This is a genomic window from Mesorhizobium sp. LSHC420B00 (assembly GCF_000503055.1).
In the GTDB taxonomy this organism is placed as follows: domain Bacteria; phylum Pseudomonadota; class Alphaproteobacteria; order Rhizobiales; family Rhizobiaceae; genus Mesorhizobium.
Window position 1 is genome coordinate 117495 of record NZ_AYVY01000008.1, and the last position, 16679, is coordinate 134173.

Consider the following 16679-nt stretch of genomic DNA (forward strand, 5'->3'; position numbering starts at 1 on the left):
TACTTTTTCGTACTGCAGGGCATCGCTTTCACAAAGCTTTCATCTGGCTGTCACACGAAAACGATACCGAATCGCAGGCGTCCAACGGCGTCAGTTCAACGGAGAGAACACATGTTCAAATTCACGGGAAAACTGCTTTCCCTTTCGGCCGTCGCCCTGATGGCGACCTCTGCCATCTCGTCGGCCCAGTCCATGGATGAACTGGTCGCCGCAGCCAAGGCGGAAGGCCAGCTCACCACGATCGCGCTGCCGCACAGCTGGTGCGGCTATGGCGACGTCATCGCCGGCTTCAAGGCAAAATATCCGGGGATCACCGTCAACGAACTCAATCCCGATGCCGGCTCCGGCGACGAGATCGAGGCGATCAAGGCCAACAAGGACAATAAAGGCCCGCAGGCGCCTGATGTCATCGACGTCGGCCTGTCTTTCGGCCCGTCCGCCAAGGCAGATAACCTGATCCAACCCTACAAGGTGTCGACCTGGGATACGATCCCTGACAGCGCCAAGGATGCCGATGGCTTCTGGACCGGCGACTACTACGGCGTGCTCGCCTTCGGCGTGAACAAAGCCGTCGTGCAGAACGCGCCACAGGACTGGGCTGACCTGCAGAAGCCGGAATATGCCAACTCGGTGGCGCTCGCCGGTGACCCGCGCACGTCGAACAACGCCGTCATGTCGGTCTACGCTTCGGGCCTCGCGGCTGGCGGTACCGGCGGCCAGGACGCCGCCGCCAAGGGTCTGCAATTCTTCAAGCAGCTCAACGATGCCGGCAACTTCGTGCCGGTCGACGCTGAAGCGGCAGCTGTCGCCCAGGGCACGACGCCGATCGTGATGAACTGGGACTACAACCTGCTTGCCATGCGCGACAAGATGGCCGGCAATCCGGAAATCGAAATCGTCGTGCCAAAGGGAGCGGTGGTCGCAGGCGTCTACGTTCAGGCGATCAGTGCCTATGCGCCGCACCCGAATGCCGCCAAGTTGTGGATGGAGTATCTCTATTCGGACGAAGGCCAGCTCGGTTGGCTGAAGGGCTACTGCCACCCGATCCGCTTCAACGATCTCGCCAAGAAGGGCGTGATCCCGAAGGAGATGCTGGACAAGCTGCCGGCCGCCGAGAACTATGAAAAAGCGGTCTTCCCTACTTTGGAGGAACAGAACGCTGCCAAGAAGGAAATCAGCACGAACTGGGATGCCATCGTTGGCGCCGTCGTGAAGTAATTCATAGGGCGCTGGGCGGTTCGCCGCCCGGCGCCCTATGCCAACTTCGGGAACTCCATGGCAGATTCCACAATGTCCCAGACAGCCAGCGTCAGTCCTGGCGCGCCGGAGATCAGCCGCCTTCGGCTGCCACTGCATTGGTTAGGCGTAACTCCGTTCTTCATTTTCGCGCTGCTCTTTCTGATCTTGCCCACGGTAGGGCTGATCGCGGGCGCGTTCAAAAATGCAGCTGGCGACTATACGCTCGATAACATCATAGCGTTGTCGCAACCCAAGCTCGCGGCGGCCTATTGGGTATCCATTCAGATCAGCTTTGTTTCTGCGATCCTTGGCGCCTTGATCGGCCTGGCAATGGCCGTGGCAGTCGTTCGCGGAGGTTTGCCGTCGTGGTTACGCTCGGCGACCTTGACTTTCTCGGGCGTCGCCTCGAATTTCGCCGGCGTGCCGCTGGCATTCTCGTTCATCGCGACGCTAGGTCGGCTCGGAGTGGCGACAATCCTGTTGCGAGACATTTTCGGCATCAACATCTATTCGCTCGGCTTCAGTATCTTTTCGTTTTGGGGCCTAATCCTCACCTACCTTTATTTCCAGATTCCATTGATGATTGTCATCATCACGCCGGCGGTCGATGGGCTGAAGAAGGAATGGGGTGAAGCTGCCGCCACGCTCGGCGCAAGCAATTGGCAATATTGGCGCATGGTGGTCATCCCGGTCTTATGGCCGAGTTTTCTCGGTACGACGGTCCTCCTCTTTGCCAACGCGTTCGGGGCGGTCGCAACAGCCTATGCACTGACGGGGCCGTCACTCAACATCGTGCCCATCCAGCTGTTCGCGCAGATTCGCGGCGACGTGCTTTACAATCCGAATCTAGGCTACGCGCTTGCATTCGGCATGATAGTCATCACCGGCTTGGCCAACCTCTTCTATATCTTGTTCCAACGGCGAGCCGAGCGGTGGCTGAAATGAAGCAAGGCAGCCGCTTTTGGGCTTGGCTCGTTTTTGGCGTGGGAACCGCCTATTTTGTCCTGCCGCTTTTGGCGACCTTTGAATTCTCCTTGCGTAAGCGGCGCGGGGAATACTCCTTTGACGCCTACCGCTCACTCTTCGAAGATCCGAATTTCCAGACGACATTTACCTACTCCGTCGTTGTGGCGGTTTTCACCATTCTTTTGGGCGTGCTCCTCGTTGTCCCGACGGCCTACTGGATTCGGCTGCGGCTACCGAATCTGCGGCCGCTCGTAGAGTTCATCACTCTGCTGCCGCTGGTTATTCCCGCTATCGTCATCGTCTTCGGCTACATCAGAATGTTCGGTTCGAATTCAACGCTGCCTTTCCTGGCGACAGCGCGCGGCACCGATGTTCTGCTGGTCATCGGCTATGCAGTGCTGGCGCTGCCTTATATGTACCGGGCGGTCGATACCGGTCTCAGGACCATCGACGTCAGAACGCTCACCGAAGCCGCACAAATCCTCGGCGCCGGCTGGACCACCATCATCGCCCGCATCATCCTGCCGAACGTACTGATCGCCGTCTTATCCGGCGCGTTCCTGAGTTTTGCCATCGTCATCGGCGAGTTCACCATGGCCTCGCTGTTGAATCGCCCAGCCTTCGGCCCCTATCTGCAGAACATCGGCGCCAACAGTGCCTATGAGCCGTCGGCACTGGCGATCATTTCGTTCGCCATCACCTGGGGCTGCATGTCGCTGATCCAGATCCTGTCGCGCTTCGCGCCGAAATCGGCAAACCGCCCGAACTGATCGAAAGAAAAAGTCATGGCCGAGCCATTCCTCTCAATACAGCAGGTGCAAAAATCCTTCGGCGCCACCACCGTGGTGCAGGATTTCAACCTCGACGTCGAGCCGGGCGAATTCGTCTCTTTCCTCGGGCCATCGGGCTGCGGCAAGACGACGGTGCTGCGCATGGTCGCCGGCTTCGAGGAGCCGAGCGCCGGCAAGATCGTGGTGGCCGGCAAGGACATCACCCGGCTCAAGCCCAACCAGCGCAATGTCGGCATGGTGTTCCAGGCTTACGCGCTGTTTCCGAATCTGACCGTGGCGCAGAACATCGGCTTCGGGCTGAAGGTCGCGGGCATGCCCAAGCCCGATGCCGACAGGCGCGTTGCCGAGATGCTCGACCTCATCAAGCTGCCGCAGATGGGCGATCGCTATCCCTATCAGCTCTCCGGTGGCCAGCAGCAGCGTATCGCGCTGGCGCGGGCCATCGCGCCGAAGCCGAAGCTCCTGCTGCTCGACGAGCCGTTGTCGGCGCTCGATGCCAAGGTGCGCGTATCGCTGCGCGAGGAAATCCGCTCGATCCAGAAGAAGCTCGGCATCACCACCATCTTCGTCACCCACGATCAGGAAGAGGCGCTGTCGATTTCCGACCGCATCGCTGTGATGTATGGCGGCAAGGCCGAGCAAGTCGGCACGCCGTTCGAGATCTACAACCGGCCGGCAACCAAATTCGTCGCCAATTTCGTCGGCACGCTGAACGTGCTGGAAGGCACGGTCACCGACGCGGCTTCGGGCAAGGTGCGCGTCAACTCGCAAGAGGTCTCGCTCAAGGGCAAGCTCAACGGCTCGAAGTCCGGGGACACGCTGTCGCTGGCGTTGCGGCCCGAGGCGATCTCGCTCGGCCGCCACCCCGGCCGCGACTCCAGCCTTTCGGGCGAAATCGCCGAGGTGCATTTCCTCGGTTCGGTGATCCGGGTGCGCGTCGGCATCGGCGGCAGCACGGTCTCGCTAGACACATTCAACAGCCCGGCAACGCCGCCGCCTGCCGTCGGCGAAAAGGCCGAGATTTCGTTCTCGTCCGGCGACATGCTTGTGCTGCATTGAGGCAGTTCTGGAAAAACTGTTCCACATTTTCCTGGGATCGCCTTCAGGCGATCCGCCAATAGACAGGCGGATTTGCCTCGGCGCGAGCAAAAGAACCGGATCTGCTCAGCCCAAGCTTGGTAGCGTGACAATTGTCGATCGGACGAATATACGGAGGTCGCGACGGTGTGATTTCCTGTGCTCCACATTTAGTCAGGGAATGTTGCAATCGCGGTCAATCTCATGCGTCAAAAGAGACAAGCAGACCGCCAAGGGAAACCCGCTGGGGAGTGAAGATTGATCCTTGAATTGGAATTGTCTGCAGCCGGTTTTGTGACCTGCAGTTTGGGACATTTTGGCTGATGGGCTCCAGCAATTTCCTTGACTCTGAAGACGCTGTGCGCAGGTTGCCTGGTCATCCGGAACAGGCCGACTTGGCGCGCGCAGCGTATTTCCATCAACTGAAATCGATGCCGGCGCGCCGCTATCATGGAAGTGCCGAGTTGCGCCGCAATTTGCCGAAGCAGCTTGGGCGAGCCTTTGATCTCGGGGTGGGCAATGGAACCCTGTCTCTTGCGTCGGCGGCCGATGGATGGCAGGTCACGGCGGTTGAGCCGGATCCTAGCGCGTTGACCGGAACTGATGCGATTCGGGCGCCCGCCAGAAACACCGGTACGCGCATTGATGTCGTCGAAGCCGGTCACCTGGTATCGTTCATTTGTGAAAAGGAAGATCGTGATGTCGGCTAAAGGGGTCGAAGAAGCGCGGCCGATAACAGTCACTGATACCGCGGCTGACATCTACTCGGACAGTCAGTACCTTGCCAACAATCCTGACTGGCATCTGGCCGATACAGCCTGGAAGGCGCGCGAGATCGCAAACATCCTGGAGCGCAACAATGTTGTCTGGCGCGACGCCGTCGAGGTCGGCTGCGGCAGCGGCGGCATCGTCGGCAAATTGGCCGCGCAATATCCGGGCAGACCTATTCATGGATATGATATTTCCGAAGACGCAGCAAAACTCTGGCCGCTGCAAAAGGCGTCTGGCGCGATCTTCCACCACGAGGATTTTCTGGCGACCAAGTCAGTGCATGACCTTGTCATGCTGATCGACGTCTTCGAACATGTCGAAGACTATATGGGCTTTTTGCGGGCACTGCGCCCGCACGGCCGCTATCATGTTTTTCATATTCCTTTGGACCTTCACGTCCAGGGACTGGTTCGGCGAGCTTACATGCACGCACGTCAGAAGGTGGGGCATCTCCATTATTTCACGCGCGAGACCGCGCTTGCGACGCTTGAGGACACGGGTTACACGGTGGTCGATTGGCACTTTACCGACGTGGCGGGCGAAGCCAACGTTTCCACGAGGCCTCTGCGCACCAAATTGCTCAATCCAGTGCGCAAACTGATAGGCAGCGTTGCCCCCGCTACCAGCGCGCTGCTGCTGGGCGGCTTTTCCCTCATGGTGCTCTGCCGGCCGCGCGATGATCCGTCCGCCCCGGCTGCCATGCCCTTGTGAACTTCAGATAGCCGGAGAGAAATCCTGATGACGAATCCCCAACGCGTCCTCGTTACGGGCGGAGCTGGTTTCATAGGCTGGCGGTGCGCGCGAAATCTCGCCAAGGACGGCGCTCGGGTGTTGATCGCCGATAATCTTTCGGTCGGCATGCCGATGCCTGACATGGACGGATGCGAGACGCGGGAGATCGACATCCGCGACAAGAGTGGGATGGTAGAGTTGACTGAGGGTTTCAAGCCCGACACCATTATCCACCTGGCGGCTATTCACCACATTCCGACATGCGAGCGACAGCGCGCCTATGCGTTGGACGTGAACGTGGTCGGCACCGAAATCGTCCTCGATGCTGCTGAAAAGGCTGGTGTCGGAACGGTCGTGCTGGCGTCCAGCGGCGCGGTGTACGACTGGGTCGATGCCCGCTCGACGAGGATGCGACCAGGACCTGGCCTTGCGACAACTATGCTCTGTCCAAGCTGACCAATGAAAGCCAGCTTCGTTTCTGGGCCGACAGGACCGGCGGGAGGGGGCGTGTGGCGCGCATCTTCAACACTATCGGCCATGACGACCCCAATGCGCATCTCATTCCCGATATTCTCAACCAGCTCTACAATGCCAAGGGCCAGGCCAGGATCGCATTGGGCAATCTGAAACCGCGGCGCGACTACATCCATGCGGAGGATACCGCTGCCGGGGTGGCGGCTTTGGCCGGCGACACTGGTGAGGCGAGTTTCGATGTCATGAATATCGGTTCCGGCAGGGACGCATCGGTGGAGGAGCTTGTTCGCCTGATCGGAGCGGCGATGAAGGTCGATATCGAGATCGTCGAGGACAAGGCGCGCTTACGCAGGGTCGACCGCGCAACGCAACTGGCCAAGGTGGACAAGATCGGAAATCGAGTTGGCTGGTCCGCCAAGATCGAACTTCCAGCCGCCGTGGCCGATATCGTGCGCGGGTTTCCTTTCAAAAAGGCAGGCTGAGGCATCGAGGGGCGAAGATGATTACCGCGGGCTTCACGCTCATCGGCCGAGGCAACTGGTCAGGTGGGGAGACCTACCTGCGCAACATGCTCGGCGTTATTTCCAGCGAATTGGCCGGGAAGTTGCAGGCCAAGCTGTTCTTAACTCCGGCGCAGGCAGAAAAGATCGGCACATCGATGGATGCTTTCCTGGCCGCGCCGCCGATCGTCGATGCGAAGGTTGCTGATTTTGGCCGCGGTCGCAACGCCATCCGGGCGCTGGCCAGCGGCAGCGACGCCGATGCGGCACGGATACTAAGCCACGAAGGCGTCGACGTGGTGTTCGAGCCGGCGCAGTTCTACGGCAACCGTTTTCCGATTTCTGTCGTATCGTGGATTCCTGACTTCCAGCACCGACACTTGCCACACCTGTTCTCGCGCTCCATGTGGTGGCGTCGCGATTTGGGATACCGTCTGCAGACGTCCGGCAAACGCATCATCCTGTTGTCGAGCGATGACGCCAGGCGGGACTGCGAGACGTATTATCCCGCAGCACGCGGCAAGACGGCGGTCGTTCGGTTTGCAATCGATCTTGATCCGGCCCCGCATATAGCAAGGCAGGCGGAGGTGATCGCACGGTATGAACTGCCGCAGCGTTATTTCTACCTACCGAACCAGTTCTGGTCGCACAAGAACCATGGGCTTGTGATCAAAGCATTGGCGCACATATCGGCAAATGGCGGGCTTGATAAGGTTGCCCCCGTGATCTTGACCGGGCGAACCGAAGACCCGCGCAATCCGCGACATTTCGACCAGTTGCTGGCTAGCGCCAGGGAGGCCGGCGTGTCGGGTCATTTCCGTCATCTGGGCCTTGTGCCTTACGAGGATGTGTTCGGCCTCAACGCTGCTTCCGATGCTCTCATCAATCCTTCGCTGTTCGAGGGCTGGTCAACCACGGTCGAGGAAGCCAAGGCGCTCGGCACACGGATGCTCCTCTCGGATATCAGCCTTCATCGGGAGCAGGCGCCAAACGCGACGTTCTTTCCGGTCGACGATGCCGTGGCGTTAGCGTCCGCCATGGTCACCATGTCTCAGGGACCGGCGCGAACGCATGAAAAGGCCGAAAAGCTGCGTGCCGATCATGCGGCGCGTCGCCAGATGTATGCGGACGCGCTTCTTGGAGCATTCCAGCGCGCCGCCGCAGTTCGCTGACCGCCCTCAGTCATGATCGAACCGTCCAGGCCCCTGCCGTCGGTCGCTTTTCACGGTTATAACTGGGCATGGCGCTTTTTGAACTGACCCTTGTTCTTCTCCTGGCCGCGGTCGCCCTGACGGCGTTGTCACGGCGTCTGCAGATTCCCTATCCTTCGTTGCTGGCGCTGGCCGGCGCCGGCATAGCCTTCCTGCCGTTTGCACCGACCATCGAGATCGACCCGGAGCTGGCGCTCGCTCTGTTCATCGCGCCGGTGCTGCTCGACGCGGCCTATGACACGTCGCTGCGCGATCTCAACCGCTACAAGGTTTCGCTCATCCTGCTGGCGCTCGGCGCCGTCATCTTTACCACCGTGACCGTGGCATTTGTCGGTTGGACGATGGCAGGCCTGCCCATTGCCGCGGCCATAGCACTTGGGGCGATCGTGGCGCCGCCCGATGCCGTCGCAGCCGCGGCCGTGCTCGGACAGTTCAAGGTGCCGCACCGCATCACCGCCATCCTGGAAGGCGAGAGCCTGCTCAACGACGCCACGGCGCTGTTGATCTACAGGATGTCGGTTTCCGCAGCCGCCGGCTCCATCCTGTTCAGCAGTGCCGTACCAATGATCCTGCTGTCGACGGTTGGCAGCCTTGCCGCAGGCTATGTGCTCGGCCGGTTGTCTCTCGCGATACTCGGCCGCATCGACGACCCGGCGAGCGGCACCGTGGTGCAATTCGCCTCAACGTTCGGCGTCTGGATCCTGGCCGACAGGATAGGGCTTTCCGCCATCATCACGATCGTCGTCTATGCCATGACGATCGCACGTACGTCGCCGCGCCGCATGCCGGCAAGGAATCGTGTCAGTTCCTACTCGGTCTGGGAGACGGCGGTGTTCGTGCTCAATGTCTTGGCCTTCGTTCTGATGGGACTTCAGGCACGGTTGATCGTCGGCCGCCTTGCTGAGCAGGGGCAGGTCGAAGCATTCATCTTCGCCGCAGCCGTGCTGGCTGTCGTCATCGTCTCGCGGCTGGTCTGGGTGCTGGGCTGTGGCGCGATTCTCGGAAGGCTGGCACGTCTGGGCGATGAGGACAGGCGGAGAGACGCTCCGACATTTCGCGGCGGCGTGCTCATCGGCTGGTGCGGCATGCGCGGCCTGGTGACGCTTGCGGCAGCCTTCGCCTTGCCGGCCGATTTTCCCGGCCGCGACCCGATCGTGCTCGCCGCTTTCACTGTCGTGCTCGGCACGCTGGTGCTGCAAGGCGTCAGCCTGAAGCCGTTGCTGCTTCTGCTCAATTTCGACCCCGACCAGACCGTCGACCGGGAGGTCGCGCAGGCGCGCGTCGCCATCATGCAGGCGGCGCTGGACGTGCTGAGCGGCAAGACATCGAGTGCGGCAGGGGCGGTGCGAGAGCAATATGCGGCGCAGCGCGCCATCGCCGAAAACCCGGAGGATGCCCAGGCCGCGACCGAGTATGACAGATTGCGTCTTTATGCCATCAAGAGCCAGCGCGATGCGCTGGAGCGTTTGCGCATCGACGGAACGATCGGCGACGAAGCCTACCACCGCCTTGAGGAAGAAATCGACTGGTCGGAACTGGCAGCATCCCCGCCCGGTCGGTTCCAGCCGCTGACCACTTAAAGCGCGTCGCGTCTGGACAGCCTCTTGCGACGCGCTTTAAGTTTTTGTCTCTATGCATGTCGTTATCCCAAAACCGCTGCGCACTTTTGGGCGACAAGCATTAGCATCTGGCCCAAGCTCCCTCCGCCCGGCTGCACATTGCAAGGCTGTCAGCGAACGGCTACTGCCAGCAGGAAACTGAGCCGGATAAGCAATGAAGCTGGTCAGCTACAACATCCAGTACGGCTTCGGCAGCGATGGCCGCTACGATCTGGCGCGCTGCGCCAAGGTCGTTGCCGGCGCCGACATCATCGCCTTACAGGAAGTGGAGCGGCACTGGTTGCGCAGCAACGAGGACGACCAGCCGGAACTTCTTTCGCAATTGCTGCCCGACTACCATTGGGTCTATGGCCCGGCCTTCGACATGGATGCCAGCCGACGGCGTGAAGGCCGCATCGTCAACCGGCGGCGGCAATTCGGCACCATGCTTCTGTCGAAGCTGCCGATCGCCTGGTCGCGGCTGCACACGCTGCCGCTCAGGCGCACGCTGCGGCCGCTCAACACCCGCAATGCCGCACTCGAGTGCATGATCCGCACCCCTGCCGGCCCGGTGCGGGTGCTGTCGCTGCATCTGGCACATATTGCCGCCGAGGAGCGGCTGGAGCAGATCGAATACCTGCTCGCCGAGCATCACCGGGCGCCGTCCGAGGGCGGGCCATGGAGCGGTGCCGACGATGAGCCGGCGCGCAACTGGAGCAATGGCGAACAGGAGCCGGAAAGCCCGCTGGCGGCGATCTGGATGGGCGACTTCAACATGGAGCCGGGCAGCGCCGAGTACCGCCGCATCGCCGGCAGCGCGCCCTATCATCGCGGTGCCGCCTATCTCAACGGTTTTGTCGATGCCGCCGCCGTCGCCATGGAACCGACAACGGATTTCCATACCCATGTGAAGACCATCGACGGCAGAGTAGCAAAGCGCCGGCTCGACCATTGCTTCGTCGGCGGCATGTTTGCCGGGCGCGTGCGTTCGGTCAGTGCCGATGTCGGCCAAATCGCCTCCGATCATTTTCCGCTCTGGGTCGATATCGACATGGAAGCGCCGGTAGCCACCGGGATCGGCGGCGGATGAGCCGCCGATGAGCCTGTTTGTCTTTTTCGCGGTGCTTGCCGCTGCGGCCATGCATGCGATCTGGAACGCGCTGGTCAAGGTCCATCTCGACCGTTTCCTGTCGATTACGCTGATGACGGCCGGCATGGGTGCCGCCGCGCTGGTGACGTTGCCTTTCGTCGAGGTGCCGAAGCCGGAAGTGTGGCCATACATCCTCGCCTCGGTTGTCTTCCACATGGGCTACAGGACGTTCCTGATCGGTGCCTACAAGGCCGGCGATTTCGCCCAGACCTATCCGCTGGCGCGCGGCACCGCGCCGCTATTGGCTGCTTTGGGGGGCATTGTGGTTGTGGCCGAGATGCCGGCGCCGCTCGCTATCGTCGGCATCGTCTTGTTGTCGGCGGGCACGCTGGTGCTGTCGTTTCGCGGCGGCGCGCATCTGGAGAAGTTGAACCTGCGCGCCGTCGGCTTCGCGCTGGGCACATCGATCTTCATCGCCAGCTATACGCTGTCGGACGGCAGCGGCGCGCGGCTCGCCGCCACCGCGTCGAGTTATGCGGCCTGGCTGTTCGTCTGCGACGCGCTGTGGGCGCTGGTGCTGTGCGTCGTCTTTCGCGGCCCACGGGCGCTGCCGGTGCTGGCGCGCGACTGGAAGGCGGGAATCTATACCGGCGTGCTCAGCGGCGGCGCCTACTGGATCGTGATGTGGGCGATGACCAAGGCGCCGATCGCCTCGGTGGCGTCGCTGCGCGAAACATCGATCCTGTTCGCCATGATGATCTCGGTGTTCGCGCTCGGCGAGAAGATGACGGCATGGCGAGGTGCTGCGGTGCTTAGCATCGTCGCCGGCGTCGTTGCGCTGAGACTGGGATAGTCACGCGATCTCCAGGTCGCACACTATCAGCCCGTCCGTGCCACCTTCGAGCGCCGCGACCAGTCTCGCGCCGGCTCGCTGGTGCGCTTCATGCTCCAGATAGGCATCGCGTGCCGCCGCATCGCGAAAGTCGATGGTGAAGCCGTGCGTGAAGCCGCGGGCGAAGGGTTCTGGGCTGGTGTTGGCGCTGAACTCGACCTTGCCCATGCCGTCGATCACCGGCCGCAACGCTTCGAGATCGCCATGGATTGCCGCGCGCTCGGCGATGGCGACATCGTTGCGGAATCTGACGAAAACACAGTGCCTGATCATTCTTTGTCCCTCATGCCGCTCGGTTGGTGGAAAACACCGCCGGCGGCAGCGGCTCCCGGCCAAGGATCAGATCGGCGCCCTTTTCGCCTACCATGATCGTCGGCGCGTTGGTGTTGGAGGAGGGGATGCGCGGCATCACCGAGGCGTCGCAGACGCGCAGGCCCTCGATGCCGCGCAGCTTGAGATCGGGCGTTACCACGCTCATCGCATCGTGGCCCATGCGGCAGGTGCCGACCGGGTGGTGGTCGGTCTTGGAACTGCGGCAGGCGTAGTCGAACAGTTCGTCGCCGGTCTGCAGGTCGGGTCCCGGTAGTACCTCGCGCAGCACGTAGGGCTGCAGCGCCTTCTGCCGCATGATCTCGCGCGCCAGCCTCAGCCCCTTGATCGACATGTCGCGGTCATAGGGATCGGACCAATAGTTCGGATCGATCAGCGGGCGGTCGGCCGGGTCGGCACTGTTCAGCCGCACCGTGCCGCGCGAGCGCGGTGGCAGGAAGGCCGAGTTCAGTGTCACGCCCGGATTGTTCAGCTTCTCGACGCCGGCCTCGATGCCGGAGCCGAGGCCGAGATGCAGCTGGATATCGGGAGAGGCGGCGGTCGGATCGGCGTACCAGAAGCCGCCGGTTTCGAACAGGCTGGAGGCCACGGGGCCCTTCTTCAGGAGAAGATACTGCAGGCCGGCCCACGCCGTCCAGTGCAGCTTGGCGTAGTTGTCATAGGTGTGGTTGCCGGTGCATTCGGCGATGACGAACAGGTCGAGGTGATCCTGCAGATTGGAGCCGACGCCGGGCAAATCGTGCACCGGCGTCACGCCGACCGCCTTCAGATGGTCGGCCGGGCCGATGCCCGACTGCATCAGAAGCTTCGGCGAGCCGATGGCGCCGGACGAGACGATCACCTCGCGTTCGGCGTGCAGGATCGTTGGCTGGCCGCCCGGCTTGTCGACGATCTCGACGCCGACAGCGCGGCCTTTGTCGACGACGATGCGTGTCACCAGAACGCCGGTCCTGATGGTGAGATTCTTGCGCTCGCGGATCGGCCTGAGATAGGCGACCGAGGCGGAGGAGCGTTTTGCGTCCTTCTGCGTCAATTGGTAGTAGCCGACGCCCTCCTGGCTGGCGCCGTTGAAGTCGGGATTAAAGGGAATGCCCATCTCTTGTCCGGCACGGAAATAGGCCTCGCAGATCGGCAGCGGCGCGATCGGGTTCGATACGCCGAGCGGGCCCTGGTCGCCGTGAAAATCGTTGGCATAGCGCTGGTTGTTCTCGGCGCGCTTGAAATAGGGCAGCACGTCGCGATAGCCCCAACCGGCAAGGCCTTCTTCCTTCTCCCAGGCATCGTAGTCGCGTGCGTTGCCGCGCGTGTAGATCTGGGCGTTGATCGAAGAGCCGCCGCCGATCACCTTGGCCTGCGTGTACCGGAAGACGCGATCGTTCATGTACTTTTGCGGCACCGTCGACCAGCCCCAGGCGGCGATGCCCTTGGTCATCTTGGCAAAACCGGCCGGCATGTGGATCAAGGGATGCCAGTCCTTGCCGCCGGCTTCGAGCAGCAGCACCTGATGCGACGGATCTTCGCTCAGCCGATTGGCGAGTACGCAGCCGGCCGGGCCGGCGCCGACAATTATGTAGTCAGTCATGGGATGTAGTCGATCATGGCGTCACCTGTTCATAGCCTCGGCACGGACAGCGCGCCGTCGACATTGATGACCGAGCCGGTCGAAAAGCCGAGCTTGCCCCCGGCGAGCGCCGCCACGGCGGCACCGATATCCTTGCTCTCGCCCCAGCGCATTGCCGGCACCAGGCCGCCGTCGATCAATCCGTCATATTTGGCGGTGACACCCGCGGTCATGTCGGTGCGGATGATGCCCGGCCGCACTTCGAACACGGCGATGTTTTCGGCGGCAAGCCGCAGCGCCAGGTTCTTCACCCACATCGAAAGCCCGGCCTTGGAAATGCAGTAATCGGAGCGTTCCGGCGAGGCCATGGCGGCACTGACCGAAGTGATGGTGATGATCGACCTCGCACCATCGCTCGGCAGGTCGAGCATCGCTTTGGCAACGGCCTGGCTGAGGAATACGGTGCCGCGCAGATTGATGCTGAGCACCCGGTCGAAATTTTCCGGCTTGAGTTCAAGCAGGTCGCCGCGCAGGACGGTTCCGATGCCAGCATTGTTGACCAGGCAGTCGATGCGGCCGAAGGCGCTTGTCGCGGCATCGATCAGCGCTGCATGGTCGTCGAGGTCGGCGATGTCGCCGCTGACATAGGCGAACTTCGCGCCGCGCCCGGTGATGTCGGCGGCGAGCCCGTCGGCGGCTTCGTTGGCAAGGTCGGCGACGAGGATGTCGAAGCCGGCGCTGGCCAGCGCCTCGGCGCAGGCAAGGCCGATGCCGCGCGCGCCGCCGGTGACGATCGCTGCCGGGCGGCTCATGTTGCGAGCTCCGTCTTGCGGATGTGGTCGGCGACGCGCAGCGCCTGTGCGGCGATCGACAGCGCCGGATTGACGGCGGCCGAATTCGGCAGGAAGCCGGCATCGACGACGAACAAATTGCTGTGGTCGAAGGAGCGGCAGAATGGGTCGAGCGGCGAGGTCGCCGGGTCATTGCCCATCTTCACCGTGCCGCACTGGTGCGAGGGCGTGCGCTTGTCGAACGGCCGCGACAGGACGATCGGATAGCCGCAGGCGCGGAAATTCTCGCGCATCACCTTGGTCAGCCCGTCGAGCGACTCCATGTTGGAGCGCCGCCACTGCATGACGATGTCCTTGCCGTCGACCATGATGCGGCTCTCGGGATCGGGCAGGTCCTCGCACATCAGATACCAGTCGACGGCGCGGCCGGCCATGAAATCGAGCGCGAATTTGGGCGCGCGCCTGACATTGGCCTTGAGGATGTTGCCGTCGATCTTGCCGAGGAGTTGGACATTGCCGAGCGGCTTGCCGCCCTTGCCGTCGGACAGATAATAGTCGTTCAGCATCAGCGTCTTCTGGTAGACGGATTTGTTCCGGCGGCGCGGATCGATCGCCAGCATGGCGCTCGAATTGTGGTTCATGAAGTTGCGGCCGACCTGGTCGGAGCGGTTGGCCAGGCCTTTGCCGCCGCCTTTGCCGTTGGGGGAAGGCGAACGCAGCAGGATGGCGGCGGAATTGACCGCGCCGGCCGACAGGATGACCAGCTTCGGCGCGACGCTCTTCAGCGTACCGTTCTGTCGATAATGGACGGCGGCGATCGTCCTGGCGTCCGGCGATGCTTCGAGATGTTCGACATGCGCGCCGGTCTCGAGCTTGATGTTCTGGTCGGCAAGGGCCGACGCCAGCGGCCCCGTTTGCGCGTCGACCTTGCCGGCGCCGGTGTTGGGAAACGCATCCCACGGCGTGCTGCCGTCTTTCAGCCAGGCTTCGATGTCGACGCCGAGCGGCAGCGATGCCGGATGCAGGCCCAGGCTCTTCAACTCGGCGCGCGCACGCGCGATAGGCGGCTCGTCGGGTACCGGGCCGAAAGGGTAGGGCGTCGAGTGGAACGGCTCGGTCGGGTCTTCGCCGAGCGCACCACGCACGCGAAAAAGCTGCTCGGCCCTGGAATACCAGGGTTCGAATTCCTCATAGGAAAACGGCCAGGCCGGCGAGATGCCGCCATAGTGCTCCATCTCCGAAAAGTCTTGCCTGCGGTAGCGGATCAGCACCGCGCCGTAGAATTTCGAATTGCCGCCGACATAGTAGTAATTGCCAGGGTTGAACGCGGCACCCCCGGCCTCGAGCCACATCTCCTTCGGCCGGTAGTGGCCATCGACGAAGATGGCGCGGGTGTCGCGTGTATGCGGCGTCGCCGGCAGCGGTTCGCCGCGCTCCAGCATCAGGATCGAGGCGCCACCGCCGGCAAGGCCGGAAGCGATCGTGGCGCCGCCTATGCCGGAGCCGATGATGACGATATCTGGATTTGTCATGGCCGTCAGACGATGCGTCTCTCGGTCGCCGGATCGAAGAACACCGCCTTGGTCAGGTTGAAGGCGAGCGGCGTGACCGTGCCGGGCTGGATGTTGGCGTCGGCGCGCAGCCGCGCCACCACCGCCTTGCCGCCGAGATTGGTGACCGCGAACGTATCCGAGCCGGCCGGCTCGATGACCTCGATGTGACAGTCGGCGCGGGCGATGTTCGAGGCGTTGCGTTCGGCCCCTTCGGGATCGGTCAGTGCTTCCGGGCGGACGCCGAAGATGATCGGTTTTCCCTGGAACGCCGACAGGCCGGCCGGCGCATTGGCCAGCGGCAGCGAGATCGGCTGGCGCGCCTCGCGCTCCATGACGACGGAGAAGCCGCTGCCGTTGCTGCCGATCGTCGCCGGGATCAGGTTCATCGCCGGCGAGCCCATGAAGTCAGCAACAAACAGGTTGACCGGATTGTTATAGATTTCGGCCGGCGTACCGAACTGCTGCACCTCGCCGTCGCGCATCACCGCGATCTTGGTGGCCAGCGTCATCGCCTCGATCTGGTCGTGCGTGACGTAGACGATGGTGGTGCCGGTGGTGGCGTGCAGGCGCTTGATCTCGATGCGCATGTCGACGCGCAGCTTGGCGTCGAGGTTGGACAAAGGCTCGTCGAACAGGAACAGCTTTGGATCGCGCACCAGTGCCCGGCCCATGGCGACGCGCTGGCGCTGGCCGCCGGAAAGCTGGCTTGGCTTGCGCTTCAGCAAATGGCCGATCTGCAGGACCTTCGCCACCTTGTCGATGGCCTTCTGGCGCTCGTCGGCCGGCACGCCGCGCATCTCCATGCCGAAGGCGATATTGCCGGCGACCGTCATGTTCGGATAGAGCGCGTAGCTCTGGAAGACCATCGCGATGTCGCGCTTGGAGGGGTGGAGATCGTTGATCGTGCGTCCGTCGACGCGGATTTCGCCTTCGGTGATGGTCTCCAGGCCGGCAATGGTGTTGAGCAGCGTGGACTTGCCGCAACCGGAGGGCCCGACCAGCACGAGAAAGCCGCCCTTTTCGAGGTCGAGATCGATGCCTTTCAGGATCTCGACCGCTCCGAAACGCTTCTTCAACCCGTCAATTTCCAGAAAAGCCATGCG

17 protein-coding genes are annotated in these 16679 nt (G+C 62.4%); 12 read left to right on the forward strand and 5 right to left on the reverse strand.

Features of this window, described 5'->3' with window-relative positions; all coding sequences use genetic code 11:
- The first annotated feature begins 111 nt into the window (after positions 1-111).
- The 12 genes from X760_RS53785 (at position 112) to X760_RS53835 (ending at position 11302) form a co-directional block, all read left to right on the forward strand.
- Complete coding sequence (locus X760_RS53785) at positions 112-1218, forward strand: ABC transporter substrate-binding protein (protein ID WP_023719042.1); 1107 nt, start codon at positions 112-114, stop codon at positions 1216-1218.
- Positions 1219-1290: 72 nt separating this feature from the next.
- Complete coding sequence (locus X760_RS53790; RefSeq protein ID WP_031194018.1) at positions 1291-2184, forward strand: ABC transporter permease subunit; 894 nt, start codon at positions 1291-1293, stop codon at positions 2182-2184.
- Positions 2181-2975, forward strand: coding sequence for an ABC transporter permease (locus tag X760_RS53795; RefSeq protein ID WP_023719044.1), 795 nt, complete (start codon positions 2181-2183; stop codon positions 2973-2975). Before X760_RS53790 ends, X760_RS53795 begins: the two co-directional genes overlap by 4 nt.
- 15 nt (positions 2976-2990) lie before the next feature.
- Positions 2991-4055 carry an ABC transporter ATP-binding protein gene (locus X760_RS53800; protein WP_023719045.1) on the forward strand — a complete coding sequence of 355 codons (1065 nt, stop codon included), beginning with the start codon at positions 2991-2993 and terminating at the stop codon, positions 4053-4055.
- 341 nt (positions 4056-4396) lie between these two features.
- The gene (locus tag X760_RS76325; RefSeq protein WP_023719046.1) at positions 4397-4783 is read left to right on the forward strand and encodes a hypothetical protein; all 387 of its coding nucleotides are present in this window, start codon (positions 4397-4399) and stop codon (positions 4781-4783) included.
- Entirely contained in the window at positions 4719-5555 is an 837-nt protein-coding gene (locus tag X760_RS53810) for a methyltransferase domain-containing protein (RefSeq protein ID WP_198030481.1), read from the forward strand. The genes X760_RS76325 and X760_RS53810 overlap by 65 nt, the downstream gene beginning before the upstream one ends.
- Positions 5556-5582: 27 nt before the next feature.
- Complete coding sequence (locus X760_RS78845) at positions 5583-6032, forward strand: NAD-dependent epimerase/dehydratase family protein (protein WP_051409663.1); 450 nt, start codon at positions 5583-5585, stop codon at positions 6030-6032.
- A complete protein-coding gene (locus X760_RS78850) occupies positions 6029-6532 on the forward strand; it encodes a GDP-mannose 4,6-dehydratase (protein ID WP_280940415.1) in 504 nt (167 codons plus the stop codon). The genes X760_RS78845 and X760_RS78850 overlap by 4 nt, the downstream gene beginning before the upstream one ends.
- Positions 6533-6549: 17 nt before the next feature.
- Positions 6550-7722 carry a glycosyltransferase family 1 protein gene (locus tag X760_RS53820; protein ID WP_023719048.1) on the forward strand — a complete coding sequence of 391 codons (1173 nt, stop codon included), beginning with the start codon at positions 6550-6552 and terminating at the stop codon, positions 7720-7722.
- Positions 7723-7790: 68 nt separating this feature from the next.
- Positions 7791-9341: a cation:proton antiporter gene (locus tag X760_RS53825; protein ID WP_023719049.1), complete on the forward strand. Its 1551-nt coding sequence runs from the start codon at positions 7791-7793 to the stop codon at positions 9339-9341.
- Between the two features lie 193 nt (positions 9342-9534).
- Positions 9535-10449, forward strand: a complete 915-nt coding sequence (locus X760_RS53830; protein ID WP_023719050.1) for an endonuclease/exonuclease/phosphatase family protein — start codon at positions 9535-9537, stop codon at positions 10447-10449.
- Between the two features lie 7 nt (positions 10450-10456).
- Positions 10457-11302 carry an EamA family transporter gene (locus X760_RS53835; RefSeq protein WP_023719051.1) on the forward strand — a complete coding sequence of 282 codons (846 nt, stop codon included), beginning with the start codon at positions 10457-10459 and terminating at the stop codon, positions 11300-11302.
- On the opposite strand, the gene X760_RS53840 is transcribed toward X760_RS53835, so the two are convergent.
- Genes X760_RS53840 through X760_RS53860 form a run of 5 tightly spaced genes read right to left on the reverse strand, consistent with a single transcriptional unit; the run spans position 11303 to position 16676 of the window.
- On the reverse strand, positions 11303-11614 hold the full coding sequence (locus X760_RS53840; protein WP_023719052.1) for a Dabb family protein: 312 nt from the start codon (positions 11612-11614) through the stop codon (positions 11303-11305).
- 10 nt (positions 11615-11624) lie between these two features.
- Positions 11625-13253 (reverse strand): GMC family oxidoreductase N-terminal domain-containing protein, encoded by a 1629-nt coding sequence (locus tag X760_RS53845; RefSeq protein WP_023719053.1) that lies wholly within the window; start codon positions 13251-13253, stop codon positions 11625-11627.
- Between the two features lie 29 nt (positions 13254-13282).
- The gene (locus X760_RS53850; RefSeq protein ID WP_023719054.1) at positions 13283-14044 is read right to left on the reverse strand and encodes a 3-ketoacyl-ACP reductase; all 762 of its coding nucleotides are present in this window, start codon (positions 14042-14044) and stop codon (positions 13283-13285) included.
- Positions 14041-15555, reverse strand: coding sequence for a GMC family oxidoreductase (locus X760_RS53855; RefSeq protein ID WP_023719055.1), 1515 nt, complete (start codon positions 15553-15555; stop codon positions 14041-14043). The genes X760_RS53850 and X760_RS53855 overlap by 4 nt, the downstream gene beginning before the upstream one ends.
- A gap of 5 nt (positions 15556-15560) precedes the next feature.
- The gene (locus X760_RS53860; protein ID WP_023719056.1) at positions 15561-16676 is read right to left on the reverse strand and encodes an ABC transporter ATP-binding protein; all 1116 of its coding nucleotides are present in this window, start codon (positions 16674-16676) and stop codon (positions 15561-15563) included.
- Between the last annotated feature and the right edge of the window lie 3 nt (positions 16677-16679).